This window comes from Streptomyces bathyalis, assembly GCF_015910445.1.
Classification (GTDB): domain Bacteria; phylum Actinomycetota; class Actinomycetes; order Streptomycetales; family Streptomycetaceae; genus Streptomyces; species Streptomyces bathyalis.
Window position 1 is genome coordinate 4,347,391 of sequence record NZ_CP048882.1, and the last position, 16,180, is coordinate 4,363,570.

The 16,180-nt window shown below is 71.2% G+C and carries 13 protein-coding genes; 7 read left to right on the forward strand and 6 right to left on the reverse strand.

Going from position 1 to position 16,180, the window contains the following annotated elements:
• Positions 1 to 70 precede the first annotated feature (70 nt).
• Positions 71 to 1,591: an FG-GAP-like repeat-containing protein gene (locus G4Z16_RS18950; RefSeq protein WP_197351924.1), complete on the reverse strand. Its 1,521-nt coding sequence runs from the start codon at positions 1,589 to 1,591 to the stop codon at positions 71 to 73.
• 263 nt (positions 1,592 to 1,854) lie between these two features.
• Between G4Z16_RS18950 and G4Z16_RS18955 the strand changes: the two genes are divergently transcribed.
• A complete protein-coding gene (locus G4Z16_RS18955) occupies positions 1,855 to 2,913 on the forward strand; it encodes a LacI family DNA-binding transcriptional regulator (RefSeq protein WP_197351925.1) in 1,059 nt (352 codons plus the stop codon).
• A 71-nt stretch (positions 2,914 to 2,984) separates the two neighbouring features.
• Here the strand turns inward: G4Z16_RS18955 and G4Z16_RS18960 are convergent, their stop codons facing one another.
• A complete protein-coding gene (locus G4Z16_RS18960) occupies positions 2,985 to 5,342 on the reverse strand; it encodes a beta-xylosidase/alpha-l-arabinosidase (RefSeq protein WP_197354745.1) in 2,358 nt (785 codons plus the stop codon).
• Positions 5,343 to 5,550: 208 nt separating this feature from the next.
• Between G4Z16_RS18960 and G4Z16_RS18965 the strand changes: the two genes are divergently transcribed.
• From G4Z16_RS18965 to G4Z16_RS18975, 3 genes are read left to right on the forward strand one after another with little or no spacing between them, the layout of a single operon-like run.
• Positions 5,551 to 6,885 (forward strand): ABC transporter substrate-binding protein, encoded by a 1,335-nt coding sequence (locus G4Z16_RS18965; protein ID WP_197351926.1) that lies wholly within the window; start codon positions 5,551 to 5,553, stop codon positions 6,883 to 6,885.
• Between the two features lie 44 nt (positions 6,886 to 6,929).
• On the forward strand, positions 6,930 to 7,829 hold the full coding sequence (locus tag G4Z16_RS18970; RefSeq protein ID WP_197354746.1) for a carbohydrate ABC transporter permease: 900 nt from the start codon (positions 6,930 to 6,932) through the stop codon (positions 7,827 to 7,829).
• Positions 7,829 to 8,761 carry a carbohydrate ABC transporter permease gene (locus G4Z16_RS18975; protein WP_197351927.1) on the forward strand — a complete coding sequence of 311 codons (933 nt, stop codon included), beginning with the start codon at positions 7,829 to 7,831 and terminating at the stop codon, positions 8,759 to 8,761. The genes G4Z16_RS18970 and G4Z16_RS18975 overlap by 1 nt, the downstream gene beginning before the upstream one ends.
• Before the next feature lie 67 nt (positions 8,762 to 8,828).
• On the opposite strand, the gene G4Z16_RS18980 is transcribed toward G4Z16_RS18975, so the two are convergent.
• The 3 genes from G4Z16_RS18980 to G4Z16_RS18990 form a co-directional block, all read right to left on the reverse strand.
• Positions 8,829 to 11,222 (reverse strand): ATP-binding cassette domain-containing protein, encoded by a 2,394-nt coding sequence (locus G4Z16_RS18980; protein WP_197351928.1) that lies wholly within the window; start codon positions 11,220 to 11,222, stop codon positions 8,829 to 8,831.
• 284 nt (positions 11,223 to 11,506) lie between these two features.
• Entirely contained in the window at positions 11,507 to 11,917 is a 411-nt protein-coding gene (locus G4Z16_RS18985; RefSeq protein ID WP_197351929.1) for a VOC family protein, read from the reverse strand.
• Positions 11,918 to 11,922: 5 nt separating this feature from the next.
• On the reverse strand, positions 11,923 to 12,372 hold the full coding sequence (locus tag G4Z16_RS18990; RefSeq protein WP_197351930.1) for a helix-turn-helix transcriptional regulator: 450 nt from the start codon (positions 12,370 to 12,372) through the stop codon (positions 11,923 to 11,925).
• A 190-nt stretch (positions 12,373 to 12,562) separates the two neighbouring features.
• Between G4Z16_RS18990 and G4Z16_RS33090 the strand changes: the two genes are divergently transcribed.
• The 3 genes from G4Z16_RS33090 to G4Z16_RS19000 are packed head-to-tail and all read left to right on the forward strand — an operon-like array spanning position 12,563 to position 14,954.
• The gene (locus G4Z16_RS33090) at positions 12,563 to 12,991 is read left to right on the forward strand and encodes an APC family permease (RefSeq protein WP_343070861.1); all 429 of its coding nucleotides are present in this window, start codon (positions 12,563 to 12,565) and stop codon (positions 12,989 to 12,991) included.
• A 44-nt stretch (positions 12,992 to 13,035) separates the two neighbouring features.
• Positions 13,036 to 14,007 carry an APC family permease gene (locus G4Z16_RS18995; protein ID WP_343070862.1) on the forward strand — a complete coding sequence of 324 codons (972 nt, stop codon included), beginning with the start codon at positions 13,036 to 13,038 and terminating at the stop codon, positions 14,005 to 14,007.
• The gene (locus G4Z16_RS19000; RefSeq protein WP_197351931.1) at positions 14,004 to 14,954 is read left to right on the forward strand and encodes an ROK family protein; all 951 of its coding nucleotides are present in this window, start codon (positions 14,004 to 14,006) and stop codon (positions 14,952 to 14,954) included. Before G4Z16_RS18995 ends, G4Z16_RS19000 begins: the two co-directional genes overlap by 4 nt.
• A gap of 76 nt (positions 14,955 to 15,030) precedes the next feature.
• On the opposite strand, the gene G4Z16_RS19005 is transcribed toward G4Z16_RS19000, so the two are convergent.
• The gene (locus G4Z16_RS19005) at positions 15,031 to 16,023 is read right to left on the reverse strand and encodes an AraC-like ligand-binding domain-containing protein (protein ID WP_197351932.1); all 993 of its coding nucleotides are present in this window, start codon (positions 16,021 to 16,023) and stop codon (positions 15,031 to 15,033) included.
• Positions 16,024 to 16,180 lie beyond the last annotated feature (157 nt).

Below are 16,180 nucleotides of genomic sequence, written 5' to 3' on the forward strand. Positions count from 1 at the left end.
CCGCGAACGGTCCCCGGGCCCGGTGGACCCGGCCGGGCGGGCGCGTCGGCCCCCGCCCGGCGGTGACGCGTCAGCGCAGGAAGCTGCCGAAGAGCGCCTTGGTGACAGGGCCGCCGACATCGCCCGGGCCGAACGCCGCCGCACCCTGGGTCGTCAGGCCGTCGCCGGTGCCGCGCAGCGACCAGTCGGCTCCGGCGGAGGCGTTCTCCTTCGTCGAGGAGGCGTTCAGGTCGCGGTGACCGTCGCCGTCGACGTCGCTGAGCGCGCACGCCGCCCCGAACTCGTCGCCGGTCTCGGCGACTCCGGGCACGTTCGCCGTGTCCTGGTGCACGACCTGGCTTCCGGTGCCGGTGGCACCCGAGGGGCTGCCGTGCAGCAGCGCGACCGAGCCGGCGTCCTTCAGCCCGCCGAAGTCCTCGCCGCCGATGCCGAGTGCCACCTCCGCACGGCCGTCGCCGGTGACGTCGGCGACCGAGACGCAGGAGCCGACCCGGTCCCCGTCCTCCTGCGCGCCCGGGAACCCGGGCAGGCTCTGGTCGATGGACTGCTCGCGGTCGCCGGACGGACCGGAGGCCGAGCCGAAGACGACGGTGGCCTTGTTCGCGACGGCGCTGCCGAGCACGAGGTCGTCGAATCCGTCGCCGTCCACGTCACCCATGTCGCTGTCACCCTCGTCACCGGTGGACCCGATGTCGCTGATGGTGCCCGACGTCGTGAATCCGGCCTTGCCGCCGAGCAGGACGTGGTTCCCCCACACGCCGTCGCCCTCGTACTGCCAGACAGCGATGTCCTGGCGCTCGTCGCCGTTGACGTCGCCGACGGCCTGGGCCGTGACGGGGCCGCTGATGGAGGAGGGCCCGTCGATGCACGAGTCGTCCTCCGCGCAGCCCGGGCCCTCGTCGCCGTAGCCCCACCACTCGGACTTGTCCATGAAGGATTGCCGCTCGGCGGGGGAGCCGTCGCGCGATATCGGGCCCTTGAACAGCGCGCCCGGGTGGGCAACGGGGTCGTCGCCCTCGACCTCGGCGTCACCGAACAGCGCCAGGTCGGCCTTGCCGTCGCCGTCGAAGTCGCCGACCTGCGGCGTGTGTCCGTACCCGCCGAGCGCGGTGCCGCCGGTCGGGCCGGACGGCGAGCCCCAGAGGATCACGCTGCCGGAGGGCGCGTCGTCGGAGCCGATGACGAGGTCGCCGTAGCCGTCGCCGTCCAGGTCGCCCCTGGCGACGGTCTTGCCGAACTGCTGCTTGGCGGAGGCCGACCCGGGCACGCCGCTCGTGGAACGGCTCACCAGCTTCTTGCGGGACGGGTCGAGCCCCTCCGCCGAGCCGTACGTCACCGCCACGTAGCCGGCCTGCGCCTTGCCGGAGATCGTGCCGCCCGGGGCGCTGGAGACCAGGTCGGCGAAGCCGTCGCCGTTGAGGTCGTCGGCGGGGGCCGCGGCCTCGGCCGGCGCCGCGTGCGCTTCCTCCGGGGTGAGCGTCCAGGCCGACAGGCCGCCCGCCGCCAGCAGCGCGGCGGCCAGCGGCACAGCGGCTCGCGCCGCCCGTCCCCCACGGGCATTGCGGGCATCCGGGCGTCTTAAGGGTGTCATTGCGGATTCCTCCGGTTGTCCAGACCTTTCGCATCAGGAGACACAACTGGCACCGAGTCGGTTGCACCTGCCGGCGGTCCGGCATCCCGCGTCCGGGTCCGAGCCCGGGTCCGAGCCCGGGTCCGAGCCCGGGTCCGGTCGGGCTCCTGACGTCCGGGGCGCGGGCGGTGCCGCGGCGGAACCGAAAGCTCTACGAAAGGTTTCCGTCCGCTCGGCTAGGGTGGCCGCGAGCACAAGCACCGGGGTCACAGGAGGGCCGTAACGTGGCCGCACCGCACACGGCAGGCGAGCGCGCGGGACGCGGGGGAAGTCGCGGCGAACGCGTCACCATCAGCGACATCGCCCGCGAAGCCGGCGTCTCCGTCCCCACCGTCTCCAAGGTGCTCAACGGGCACGCGCACGTTGCCGCCGGGACGCGCAGCAAGGTCGAACGGCTGCTGGCCAAGCACCAGTACGCGCGCCGCGCCAAGCGCCGCGAGGGTCAGGCGCGGCTCGTCGACCTCGTCTTCAACAACCTCGACAGCGAGTGGTCCGTGGAGATCATCCGTGGCGTCGAGGGCGTCGCGCACGAGTCGGGACTCGGCACCGTCGTCTCCGCCATCCACGGGGAGACGACCGAGGAACGGCGGTGGCTGGACAACCTCACCGCGCGCTGGTCGGACGGAATCATCCTCGCCGTCACCGAACTCAGGCCCGCACACGCGGAACAGATCCGTGCGCTCGGCATCCCCATGGTCATCATCGACCCGGTCGGCCAGCCCGACCCCCACGTCGCCTCCGTCGGTGCGACCAACTGGAACGGCGCGCTCACCGCCACCGAGCATCTGATCTCGCTGGGGCACGAGCGCATCGGTCTCATCGGCGGCCGGCCCGAGTTGCAGTGCAGCCGGGCACGGCTGGACGGCTACCGCTCGGCGATGCAGTCGGCGGGCCTGCCGGTCGACGACGCGCTCATCGCCGAGGGCGACTTCTACGCACCGCGCGGCGAGCAGGCGGCACGCGAACTGCTCTCCCTGCCGCACCCGCCCACCGCGATCTTCGCGGGCAACGACCAGCAGGCTCTGGGCGTGTACCGGACGGCCGGGCAGCTCGGGCTGCGCGTCCCGGACGACCTGAGCGTGGTCGGGTTCGACGACCTGCCCGCCGCGGGCCTGTCCTCACCGCCGCTGACCACCATCCGGCAGCCCGTGGCGCAGATGGCGGCGCAGGCGATGCGGATGCTGCTGCGCTATCTGGAGACCGGCTCCTTCGAGACGCGCCGGCTGGAGCTGTCCACGGAACTGGTCGTACGTGACAGCACGGCTCCTCCGCGACGGCGCTGACCGGACGCCGGGGGCACCCGTACCCCGCCGGCCGGGCCACGGTCACCGGGGGCCGGTCAACTCGACCCCGTTCAACGGGACTTCGTCACTCGCACCGGAGTCCGCAGCACCCGGTCGTGTCCGGCCGCGCGCGGTGCCGTACCGGTGATGCGGAACGCGCCCTCCAGCGGAGTGTCCGTGCTCGACCGTCCGATCCGTACCTCGATCACCCCCGGCTCCACCACGCGCCGCCCGTCCCGGCCGGTGAAGGCGGTGCGGTCCGTGTGCAGGAGGAAGGTGACCCGGCGTCGCTCGCCCGGAGCGAGCTCCAGACGTGCGAACCCGGCCAACTCGCGCCAGGGCCGCGTCACTTGGGCGACAGGGTCGGTGAGATAGAGCTGCACGACCTCGGTGCCGGTCCGCTCGCCGGTGTTGGTGACCGTGCAGGAAATCTCCAACTCGCCGTCGGCAGGCACCTCCTCGCCGCTCAACGTCAACTCCTCGTAGGCGAACCGCGTGTAGGACAGCCCGTGCCCGAAGGGGAACAGCGGCGTCGGGTCCTGTGCGCTCACCTCGCTGGCGAGCCCCAGCGGCGCTGTCAGATAGGTGGAGGGCTGTCCGCCCGGCGAGCGCGGCACGCCGACCGGGAGCCGGCCCGACGGGTCCGCGCGGCCGGTCAGCACATCCGTCAGCGCCGCCGCGCCCTCCTCGCCGGGGAAGAAGGTCTGCACGATCGCCGCCGCGCGCCCGGCCGCCGCACCCAGCGCGTACGGACGTCCGCTGACGACGATCAGCACCACCGGGGTGCCGGTATCGAGCAGCTCCTCCAGCAGTTCGGACTGCACCCCGGGCAGCGACAGGTCGGGCACGTCGCATCCCTCACCTGAGGTGCCGCGTCCGAAGAGCCCTGCCCTGTCGCCCAGCACCGCCAGACAGACGTCGGCCTCCCGTGCGGCAGCCACCGCCCCGGCGAACCCCGACCGGTCCGCCTCCTGGACGGGGCAGCCCCGCTCGTGGGTGAGCCGGCGCGCGCCCAGCCCTTCCCGCAAGCCTTCAAGCACGCTCGGCACGGCGACGCCCATGTCCCACTCCGGGTGACGCACGCCCACATGCGCGGGGAACGAATAGCAGCCCTGCAACCCGAGGGCGTCATCGGCGAGCGGCCCGACCACCGCAACCCTTCCGGGGGCGTCGAGGGGCAGCAACTCGGCGTCGTCGGCCAGCAGCACGACGGACTCACGGGCCAACTGCCGTGCCAGCTCCCGGTGTTCGGGCGGGTCGAGATCCGGCTCGCGCACCGGCGGCTCGGGGCTCCACTCCGGGTCGAGCAGGCCCAGTTCGCACTTCTGCCGCAGTACGCGCGTCAACGCACGGTCCACCAGAGCCTCGTGCACCTTGCCCTCGCGCACCTGCTCGGCGAGCGGCCGCCGGTAGCAGCGTGCCGTGGGGAGCTCGACATCCACACCGGCCGTCAGCGCCTGGACGGCGGCCTCGCCCGGACTGCCCGCGGTGCGGTGCAGCAGTTCGAGGAACGAGACCCCGAAGTAGTCGGCGACGACGGTCCCTTCGAAACCCCACTCGTCGCGCAGCACCCCGGTCAGGAGCCGCTCGTCCGCAGCCGCGGGGACGCCGTCGGTGTCCGTGTAGGCGTGCATCACCGAGCGGGCGCCCGCCTCGCGTAGCGCGGTCTCGAACGGCGGCAGCATCACGTCGGCCAGTTCACGCGGCCCCATGCTCACCGGCGCCAGATTGCGCCCCGCCCGCCCGGCCGAGTAGCCCGCGAAGTGCTTGAGCGTGGCGATGATCCCCGTCGACTCGAGCCCCGCCACATACGCGGAGCCGATCTCGGCGACGAGATACGGGTCCTCCCCGATGGTCTCCTCCACCCGGCCCCAGCGCGCGTCCCGTACGACGTCCAGCACCGGCGCCAGGCCCTGGTGCACGCCGACCGCGCGCATGCTCAACCCGATGGCCTCGGCCGTCCGCCGCACCAGTGCCGTGTCGAAGGTGGCTCCCCAGGCGAGCGGTACGGGGAAGACGGTCGCGCCCCAAGTGGTGAACCCGGCGAGGCATTCCTCGTGAGCGACGGCGGGGATGCCGAACCGGTTGGCCGCCATGATCTCCCGCTGACTCGCGGCAAGTGCCTTCGCACCGGCCGCCGGTGTGACGGGGCGCGTGCCGAAGACGCGGGTGAGCTGGCCGAGGCCGTCCCTGATCAGCTCCTCCCAGGACGGGGATTCACCGGCGAGGTCGTCCTGGTGCGGGGCGACTCCCCGGCCGTCGTGGGTGGCGCCCACCCACACCCCGACCAGCTGGGCGAGCTTCTCGTCGAGGGTCATCCGGGAGATCAGATCGGCGACGCGCACGTCGGGCGTCAGCCGTCCGTCGCGCCACGGCGCGGCGCCGTCGCTGCCGTCCGTGCGGTCCGAGTGATGCGCGTCCTGTTGCATCGTCACCTCGTCGAGTGGAGCGGGATGGGCGGGATGCTACTCGATGATTTCGGAAACTTTCTATGGGTCTGGCCTCTACGCTGCCACAGGTCAATGGTCGTACAGCTCAACTCTGCACGGCTATTGACGGCCCTACGACTCTCGCTCTAGGTTCCACGCCAACCTCTTGATTTCGGGTTTCGCCGAAAGTTTCTGGAGTGGAGGTGTCATGGTATCCACCGCGATGCGGACGGCCCCCAGCCGGCGTCGCTTCCTGACCGGCCTCACCGGTATCGGAGCCGCCGGCATGGGAGCCGCCCTCACCGGCTGTTCGGCCGTCGGGTTCGCAGCGGGCAGAGACAGCCGCGGCCTGGACGTGTGGACCCTCACCGACCCCGTGCAGAACAAGATCCAGCGCGCCGCCCTCGCCCGCCTCAAGCGCAGCCACGCCTCGCGTGCCAAGCTCACGCCGTTCCCCAACACCGGCTACACGCAGAAGCTCCGCATCGCCATGGGCACTTCGGACGGGCCGGATGTGTTCTGGAGCTGGGGCGGTGAGTCGCTGCGCCCGTACCAGGAGGCCGGGCTGGTGGTCGACCTGGCGGACCGCTTCGGCGGCGACACCCGGTGGCGCGACGCGTTCCTGCCCGCGGCCCTCCAGGCCGCCCGCGTCGACGGCCGCGAACCTCTCGGGCTGCCCGTGCGCGGTATGCAGCCGGTCATCCTCTTCTGCAACCAGACCCTCTTCGACGAGCACGACCTTCGCCCGCCCCGTACCTGGGACGAACTGCTCGACGTCGTCGACGCCTTCGTCGACGCGGACGTCCTACCCGTCGCGCTCGCCGGGGCGGAAAGCTGGTGCGAGCTGATGTGGCTGGAATGCATCACCGGGCGGCTCACCGGCACCGGACCCCTGCGGAAGATCTTCGCGGGGGAGCGTGGCGGCTGGCGGCACCCTGCCATCGAGGAAGCCCTGGTCCGGATACAGAAGCTGGTCCGCCGCGGCGCCTTCGGCCGGGCATTCGGATCCGTCAGCTACGGCTCGGGCGCGGCCAGCGCACTCTTCGCCAAGGGCCGTGCCGCCATGCACCTCATGGGTTCCTGGGAGTACTCCAACCTGCGCAACGACCACAGGCGTTTCACCGAGGACGGTCTGAGCTGGGTGTCCTTTCCGGAGATCCCCGGCGGCACGGGCGATCCCCGCGCCCTGGTCGGAAACAACACCAACTACCTGTCCGTCAACACCAGAAGCTCCGACATCGACGCGGGTATCGACCTGGTCGGCACCCAACTCGCCGCGCGCCCCTTCATCGACGCCCTCATCAAGGCGGGTGACGTTCCCGCCGCCGTCGGCATCGAGGACCGCTTGCGCGACCTCGCCCCCGACCCGGACTTCGCGCTGTACGTCTACCGAATCGTCTCCGGCGCCCCCGACTTCACCCTCTCCTGGGACCAGGCGATGCTCCCCGCCGTGAAGGAGGCCATGCTCTCCAGCCTCCAGCAGATCTTCCTGGAGAAGCTCTCGCCGAGGCAGTTCGTCGACGCCATGGAGGTCATCCAGTGACCGCCCCCGCACCGGCGCCCGCCCGCCCCGCGCTCCGCGGCCGCATGCGCGCCGCCCCGCACTCCGACAACGCCGCACGCCCCGGCGCGCTCTACGCCGTTCCGGCCGTGCTCGTCTTCGGTGTGTTCGCGCTCGTACCGCTCGTCCTCGTCTGCTGGCTCTCCTTCACGACGTGGAACGGCCTCGGCGATCCCCGCTGGACGGGACTCGCCAACTGGCGTGACCTGATCACCGATCCGGGCCTGCTCCACTCCCTGCGGATCACCGCCGTCCTCACCGTCGCCGGGTGGGCCGTGCAGACGCCGCTCGCGATGCTCCTCGGAGTGTGGGCCGCGGGCGCGCAGCGCGGACGTGCACTGGCCTCGGCGCTCATCTTCCTGCCGCTGCTGCTCTCGGGCGCGGCGACCGCTCTGGTCTGGAAGGCGCTGCTCGACCCCAACTTCGGCGTCGCCCGCGTCATCGGCCCGTGGATCGGCGTGCCCAGCGGCAACGTGCTCGGCACTTCCGGCGGCGCCCTGCTGGCCATCATCGCCGTCGGTGCCTGGCAGTACGTGCCCTTCCACATGCTGATGTACCAGGCGGCGGCCCGTAACGTCCCCGCACACCTCTACGAGGCCGCCACCATCGACGGCGCCGGCCGCGTACGCCAGTTCTGGTCGGTCACGCTTCCCCAGCTGCGGAACACCGTCGTCACGTCCTCCACCCTGATGATCGTCGGCTCGATGACCACCTTCGAGACGATCCTGATCCTCACCGACGGCGGGCCCGGCGCGGCCACGCAGTCCATGCCGTTCCGGATGTACCAACAGGCCTTCAAGAGCTTCGAGATGGGGCCCGCCTCCGCGCTGGCCACCGTGCTCGTACTGTTCGGCACCGCGCTGTCCCTGCTGATCGTCCGGTTCAGCGGCTTCAGCAGGATGCGCTCCACCCTGGAGGGGATCTGATGGCCACCGCCCCGGCTGCCGCAGCAGGACAGACCCGCACTCCGTCGTCCGGGCCGGGGCCCGGGCCCGCGGGCGGTCGCGGGGGCAGGCAACGGGCCGCCGTGCGCCGCCCGTTGTTCTCCCGCGCCAACATCCCGGGCGGCGCTGCCTCCCTGATCTGGCTGGCGATCGTCCTCGTCCCGCTGTGGTGCATGCTCAGCTGGAGCGTGCAGAGCCGCGACGGCTTCCTCGACAGCGGGCCGCTGAGCCTGCCCCGCGAGCTGACGTCGGTCAATCTGCAGACGGTGCTGGAGGGCGGATTCACCAGGGCGTTCGTCAACACCGCGATCGTCACGGTCGTGAGCGTCGCCCTGACCCTCGTGTGCGCCGTACCCGCCGCGTACGCGGTCGTGCGCTCCACGAGCCGCTTCGTCGCCGGTGCCTTCTCCGTTTTTCTGCTGGGGCTCGCCATCCCGGCTCAGGCGGTCATCATCCCCGTCTACTTGATGATCGTCCGGATGGGTCTGTACGACACCAAGGCCGCGATCATCCTGCCCACGGTCGCCTTCGGGCTGCCCTTCGCCGTCCTCATCCTGGCCGGTTCGCTGCGCGACGTGCCCGCCGAGAACTACGAGGCCATGACGCTCGACGGCGCCGGCCCGATGCGCACGCTGTGGTCCCTCGTCGTACCCATGTCGCGCGGCAGCATCGTCGCCGTCGGCATCTACGCGGCGCTCCAGGCGTGGAACGGCTTCCTGTTCCCGCTGATCCTCACCCAGTCCGAGGAGCAGCAGATCCTCACCCTCAACCTCTGGAACTTCCAGACCGAGTTCGGCGTGAACATCCCCGGACTGATGATGGCTGTCCTGCTCTCCGCCGCCCCGGTCTTCATCGCGTACGTCCTCGCCCGCCGCTGGATCGTCGCGGGCCTTGCCGGACTGGGCGGCAAGTGACGCACCCGGCGCTCTCGGTGCTGCCGGGCGCCGCGCCGGCCGCCGTTCAGCTGCCGGGCGTGCGCCGTCAGCCGCCGACGTACGCCGCGAGGTGCTCGCCGGTGAGGGTGGAGCGGTCGGCGACGAGGTCGGCGGGCGTCCCCTCGAAGACGATCCGGCCGCCGTCGTGGCCCGCGCCGGGACCGAGGTCGATGATCCAGTCGGCGTGCGCCATGACGGCCTGGTGGTGCTCGATGACGATGACCGACTTGCCGGAGTCGACGAGCCGGTCGAGCAGCCCGAGCAGCTGCTCGACGTCGGCGAGATGGAGGCCCGTGGTCGGCTCGTCGAGGATGTAGACCCCGCCCTTCTCTCCCATGTGTGTGGCCAGCTTGAGCCGCTGCCGCTCGCCGCCGGAGAGCGTGGTGAGCGGCTGGCCCAGGGTGAGGTAGCCGAGTCCGACGTCGGCGAGCCGCTCAAGGATCTTGTGCGCGGCGGGGGTCTTCGCGTCGCCGGCGGCGAAGAACTCCTCGGCCTCGGCCACCGACATCGTGAGCACCTCGCTGATGTCGCGGCCGCCGAACTCGTAGTCGAGCACCGCGGCCTGGAACCGCTTCCCGTCACACACCTCGCAGGGGACGGCGACGCCGGCCATCATCGCCAGGTCCGTGTAGATGACGCCCGCACCCTTGCAGTTGGGACAGGCGCCCTCCGAATTGGCGCTGAACAGCCCGGGCTTGACGCCGTTGGCCTTCGCGAAGGCCTTGCGGATCGGGTCGAGCAGCCCCGTGTACGTCGCCGGGTTGCTGCGCCGCGAGCCGCGGATCGCGGTCTGGTCGACGGCCACCACTCCCTCGCGTCCGGCCACCGAACCGTGGATCAGCGAGCTCTTGCCTGAGCCCGCCACCCCGGTCACCACGACCAGCGCGCCGAGCGGGATGTCGACGTCCACGTCCCGCAGGTTGTGCGTGCCGGCGCCGCGGACCTCCAGCTTTCCGGACGGCTTGCGTACCGAAGGCTTGAGCGTGGCCCGGTCGTCCAGGTGCCGCCCGGTGAGGGTGTCGCTGCTCCGCAGCCCCTCGACCGTTCCCTCGAACACGACCTGCCCGCCCTCGGTGCCGGCGCCCGGGCCGAGGTCGACGACGTGGTCGGCGACCGCGATCGCCTCGGGCTTGTGCTCGACGACCAGCACCGTGTTGCCCTTGTCCCGCAGCTGCCGCAACAGGTCGTTCATGCGCTGGATGTCGTGGGGGTGCAGGCCGATCGTCGGTTCGTCGAAGACGTAGGTGACGTCGGTGAGCGACGACCCGAGGTGGCGGATCATCTTCGTGCGCTGGGCCTCGCCGCCCGAGAGCGTGCCCGACGGCCTGTCCAGCGAGAGGTAGCCGAGCCCGATCTCGACGAACGAGTCGAGGGTGCGTCCCAGCGCCGTCAGCAGCGGCGCTACGGAAGGTTCGTCCAGGCCCCTCACCCACTGCGCGAGGTCGCTGATCTGCATGGCGCAGGCGTCGCCGATGCTCACCCCGTCGATCTTCGACGACCGGGCCTCCGGGCTCAGCCGCGTGCCGTCGCACTCGGGGCAGGTGGTGAAGGTGACCGCCCGCTCCACGAAGGCCCGGATGTGCGGCTGCATCGCCTCCTTGTCCTTGGACAGGAACGACTTCTGGATCTTGGGGATCAGCCCCTCGTAGGTGAGATTGACGCCGTTGACCTTCACCTTGGTCGGCTCGCGGTAGAGGAAGTCCTGCATCTCCTTCTTGGTGAACTTGCGGATCGGCTTGTTCGGGTCGAGGAAGCCCGACTCGGCGTAGATCCCCACGGTCCACCAGCTGTCCGACTTCCAGCCCGGGATGGTGAACGCGCCCTCGGCGATCGACTTGGAGTCGTCGTAGAGCTGCGTCAGGTCGATGTCGTTGACCGAGCCCCGCCCCTCGCAGCGCGGGCACATGCCGCCGGTGATGCTGAAGCTGCGGCGCTCCTTCACCTTCTGCCCGGCACGCTCCATGGTGACGGCGCCCGCGCCGCTGATCGACGCGACGTTGAACGAGAACGCCTGCGGCGAGCCGATGTGCGGCTTGCCGAGGCGGCTGAAGAGGATGCGCAGCATCGCGTTGGCGTCGGTGGCGGTGCCGACCGTGGAGCGGGGGTCGGCGCCCATCCGCTCCTGGTCGACGATGATCGCGGTGGTCAGCCCGTCCAGGACGTCGACCTCGGGCCGGGCCAGCGTCGGCATGAAGCCCTGCACGAACGCGCTGTAGGTCTCGTTGATCAGCCGCTGGGATTCGGCCGCGACGGTGCCGAACACGAGTGAGCTCTTGCCCGAGCCGGAGACTCCGGTGAACACCGTCAGCCGGCGCTTGGGGAGTTCGACGCTGACGTCCTTGAGGTTGTTCACGCGTGCGCCGTGCACGCGGATCAGGTCGTGGGCGTCGGCGGCGTGCGACGCGGGCGACTGCGAGTCCGTCCTCGAGTCCATGGTCATCGTGTCTCCATCTGTGAGGCGGGCCGTCTTCCTCGCGGTCGCCGAGCATCGCTTGCCCGATCCGATCGGTTTCGGGCAGTACGTCTTGTTACTCCGTATGGTTGTACTTCGTCCAGCCCCGCCGCGGCAACGGCCGGGTCTCCATCCGTCCGGCAGGCGGGGGTCGCAGGGTGTCCGTGCGCTGCCGAGTGTGCATGGTGCCGTGTACGCACGGAGCCCCTTCCGCATGGTGCCGTGTACGCACGGTGCCGAGTGTGCGGGTCAGGCCGTGGTGGCCGGACGGCTCAGCGCACTTCCTGGACGCGGAGCATGTTGCCCGCGGGGTCGCGTACGGCGCAGTCGCGGACGCCGTACGGCTGGTCGGTCGGCTCCTGGACGACCTCGGCGCCGCTCGCCTGGAGCCGGTCGAAGGTGGCGGTGAGGTCCTTGGTGGCCAGAACGATCATGGCGTAGGTGCCCTTGGCCATCATTTCGGCGACGGTGCGGCGCTCGTCGTCGGTGACGCCCGTGTCGGCGGCCGGCGGATACAGGACGACGGACGTGCTCGGCTGGTCGGGAGGGCCGACCGTGATCCAGCGCATCCCGTTGTATCCGACGTCGTTGCGCACCTCGAAGCCGAGGGTGTCGCGGTAGAAGGCCAGGGCCGCGTCCGGGTCGTCCTGGGGGAGGAAACTCGCATGAATGGTGATGTCCATGCCGGTCAGGCTAGATGTGGCTTCGTCACCCGCGCTTCTCGATTCCTGACCGGTCTGGTCACCTGTTTCGCCACGCACGACGGCATCCCCGCCGTCGCACGTGCCGCCTCGCGCCGGTAGACGCTGGGCGGCACCCCGACCAGTTCGGTGAAGCGGGTGCTGAAGGTGCCCAGCGACGAGCAGCCCACGGTGAAACAGACCTCGGTGACGCTCATGTCGCCACGGCGGAGCAGAGCCATCGCCCGCTCGATGCGCCTCGTCATCAGATAGCCGTACGGGGACTCGCCGTAGGCACGGCGGAACTCGCGGCTGAGATGCCCCGCCGACATGTGCGCGCCTCGGGCGAGTGCCTCGACGTCCAGCGGCTGCGCGTACTCCCGGTCGATCCGGTCGCGGACGCGGCGCAGCCGCGCGAGGTCGCGCAGGTGCTGTGCCGTCGCGGGCGTGCTGGTCACGTGCGAAATCGTGCCACCTCGCGGACCGGCGGTCGAGTGCTCGACGTGTGAGCGTGGGCGGGGCAGTACGTGACAGCGAATACACGCCATCTCCCGGTCACGGAGGCTTGATCCCGTCAGTGCGTGGCCCATACATTCGCCCGCACGTGCGACCAGCGGGGCCGCGCGTCTGGACGTCGAAGGGCCCGCCATGAGCACTCCCGATGCGACCCCGCCCAAGAACCGCACCGGTGACGAGGCTCCTCCCGAGGCACGGCACTTCAAGCGGTCCCTCGGCCTCTTCCCCGCGATCTCGGTCAACATGACGCAGATGTGCGGTATCGGGCCGTTCATCACGATCCCCGTCATGGTGGCCACGATGGGCGGCCCCCAGGCACTGCTCGGCTGGGTCGTCGGCGCGCTGCTGGCGATGGCCGACGGCCTGGTGTGGGCGGAACTCGGCGCCGCCATGCCGGGCGCGGGCGGCACCTACGTCTATCTGCGCGAGGCCTTCCAGTACCGCACGGGCCGGCTCATGCCGTTCCTGTTCATCTGGACCGCGATGCTGAGCATTCCGCTCATCATGTCCACGGGCGCGATCGGCATCGTCGAGTACCTGGGCTACTACTTCCCGCACTGAGCTGGGCCGTCCAGCACCTGGTCGGTGTCGGCGTCGTCGTTCTGGTGGTCGCCGCCCTCTACCGGCGCATCGAGTCGATCGCGCGGCTCACCGCCGTGCTCTGGGGCGTGATGCTGATCTGCGTCGGCACGATCATCGTCGCGACGCTGACCAACTTCGACCCGGCGCTCGCCTTCGACTTCCCCTCCGGCGCCTTCGAGCTGAACGGCGCCTTCTTCGCGGGGCTCGGCGGCGGCCTGCTGATCGCGGTGTACGACTACCTCGGCTACTTCACCGTCGCCTACATGGGAGAGGAACTGCGCGAGCCGGGGCGGGTCATGCCGCGGGCGATCGTCTGGTCGATCACCGGCATCATGGTGATCTACCTGGCCCTGAACATCGGCGTCATGGGTGTGCTGCCGTGGAAGGAAGTCGCCGAGTCCGAGTCCATAGCCTCCCTGGTGATGGAGCACACCTGGGGCAAGGGCGCCGCCCAGGTCATCACCGCTCTCGTCGTCGTGACGGCCTTCGCCTCGGTGTTCGCCGGACTCCTCGGGGGTTCACGTGTGCCCTTCAACGCGGCCCGCGACCGCCTGTTCCTGCCGGTGTTCGGGCGCCTGCACCCCAGGCTGAACTTCCCCCACGTCGCCCTGCTGGTCATGGGTGCGATCACGGCGGCCGGTTCGTTCTTCGAGCTGGAGACCGTGCTCCAGATGTTCACGGCGGTCGCTGTACTCGTGCAGTCCCTGGCGCAGGTCGCCGCGCTGACCGTGCTGCGCCGCCGCCAGCCCGGCCTGAAGCGTCCGTACCGGCAGTGGCTGTATCCCGTGCCGAGCCTGCTCGCGGTGGCCGGCTGGGTCTATGTCTACTACGCCGCCGGTGCCTCGGCGATCTGGCTGTCGCTTGCCTGGATCGCCTTCGGCGTACTGGCGTTCCTCGTCTGGGCGCGCGTCGAGCGGACCTGGCCGTTCGGGCCGAAGGAGATCCGCGAGAAGTACCTGGCGGAGCAGGGCGCCGAAGCGTCACCGTCCTCATGACGGCGGACGGCGCCTCGGACGGCACCGCGGACGGCACAGCCGCCGGCCACGTGCTGGCCATCGACTTCGGCGCCACCAAGGTCGCACTGGCGACGGCGGACGCCGACGGCCGCGTCCTCGATCAACTCAGGCTCGACACAAGGGCGGTGGACGGGGCCCGGGAGGTCGTCCGCCGGGCCGTGGCGGCCGGACGCGACCTCGCGGACCGAACCGCCGGGGCGACCGGCGGGAAGCTCACCGCCGTCGGGGTGGCGAGTTTCGGCGTGACGCTCGCCGACCGTGTCCTGCTCGCCCCGAACGTGCCCGGCTGGCACGAGCTGGCCCTGCCGACGCTGCTGCGGGAGGGCCTGGCCGAGCCGGCCGGTCTGGCCGAGGGGTCGGTACGGGTGGCCAACGACGTGAAGGCCGCGACGGCGGCGGAGCTTCGCTGGGGAGAGCTCGCCGGTGCGGACACCGGCATCTACGTCAACCTCGGCACCGGGCTGGCCTGCGGGCTGGTCGTCGGTGGCCGCGTCCTGGACGGCGCGCACGGGACGGCGGGCGAGATCGGCTACAACGTGCGGAGCTTCGGCGAGCCGGCCGTGGCGGCGGGACACGCGCCCCTGGAGGAGCACGTCTCCGGACGGGCACTGGCGGACCGGGGCGGGAAGCTGCTCGGCCGTCCCGTCACGGCGGCCGATCTCTTCGCCCGCCAAGACGACGAGAGGGTGCGCTCGTTCGTCCGCGACGCCCTGGAGCAGCTGGCCGTGCACGTCACCAACCTCGCCGTGGCTATCGATCCGGAACGCGTCGTGGTCGGGGGCGGGATGATGCACGCCGCCGACGTGATCCTGCCGGTCCTGCGTACGCAGCTCGCGGACGCGGCCCCCTTCCCCGTGGACCTGCGGCAGGCCCGCTACAGCCACGACGCGGCGCTGCGCGGCGCCGTGGCGCTCGCCCTCGCGTGACGTGCGTGAGCGCGAGTGACCTCGCGTGAAGTTGCCTTCTTCCCGGTGGTCCGCCCTTGCCCCGGTCGGGGCACGGTCAGGGCACGGCCCGGGCCGGCGGCGGGCGGGCGTGGCGGGTCCGGTAGGCGCGCGGGCTGACGCCGTAGCAGCCCCTGAAGCTGCGGCTGAAGTGCGACGCGTCCTTGAAGCCCACGGCGAAGGCGATGTCCGTGATGCTCAGGTGCCCCTGGAAGGGGTCGGCGAGCAGCCGGGCCGACTGCTCCAGCCGCTGAGCGACGATCCAGCGCAACGGTGACGCCCCCTCCGCGCGGAAGAGGGAGTGGAGATAGCGGACGGACAGCCCCAGCCCCTCCGCCACGTCCGCCGGCGTCAGCAGCGGATCGTCGAGATGGTCGGCGATGTAGCGCCGCGCGCGGGCCAGTTGGGAGGCCCGGGTGAGTGCGGGCGGCCGGGTGCGCGTGCCGGCGTCGTCCGACAGCGCGGTGGTCAGCAGCCCGAGCGCGTTGATCGCGATCCGGTGCGCCGTCCGCGGCGTCAGTGCCGCGCCGCGGTCAGCGAGCGCCCGGAGGAAGGGTGAGACCAGGCCGCCCACGCCGCGGTCGCCGCGTACGGCGGTCGCGGTCGCCCCGGCGGCGGGCCGGGGCAGACCGTTCTCGGCGAAGGCGTCCCGGGGGATCTGGAGGACGACCATCCGGAACGGGTCGGGGCAGGCGATCCGGCAGGGCCGCGCGCTGTCGTAGAGCGTGAAGTCACCGGCGAGGAGATCGGCACGGCGTCCGTCCTGCTCCACCGCGACCCGTCCTCGCACCACGACGTTCACCAGCAGGTCGTCCTCGAGGGACCGGCGGATCAGCTCCCGGGACCGGGAGACGGCGTGCGGGTCCGAGGTCACCGTTGCCACGCGCATGACGTCGAGACCGGCTGCCGCGGCGAGTTCCCCGTGGAAGCCGGCGGCCGGCCGGGCCGGGCGCTCGAATTCGAGTTGGAGGAAGGTGTCGCAGACGAGCCGCTGCCAGTAGTCGAGCTGGGAATCCTCGTCGACGGCACTGGTGGAATAGCTCATGTCCATGGCTGCCGCCTCGATACGCGTTGCGTGGAGTCCGGCGGTGGAGTGCGCTCACAGTCAAGTATCCGTGCAGCCGGTGTCAAGCGGTCCGGTGCTCCCGTCCCTAGCGTGCGTGCCAGACCCTGCGGGCCTGGGAGCACCTCCCGGACGGAGTCCGGGG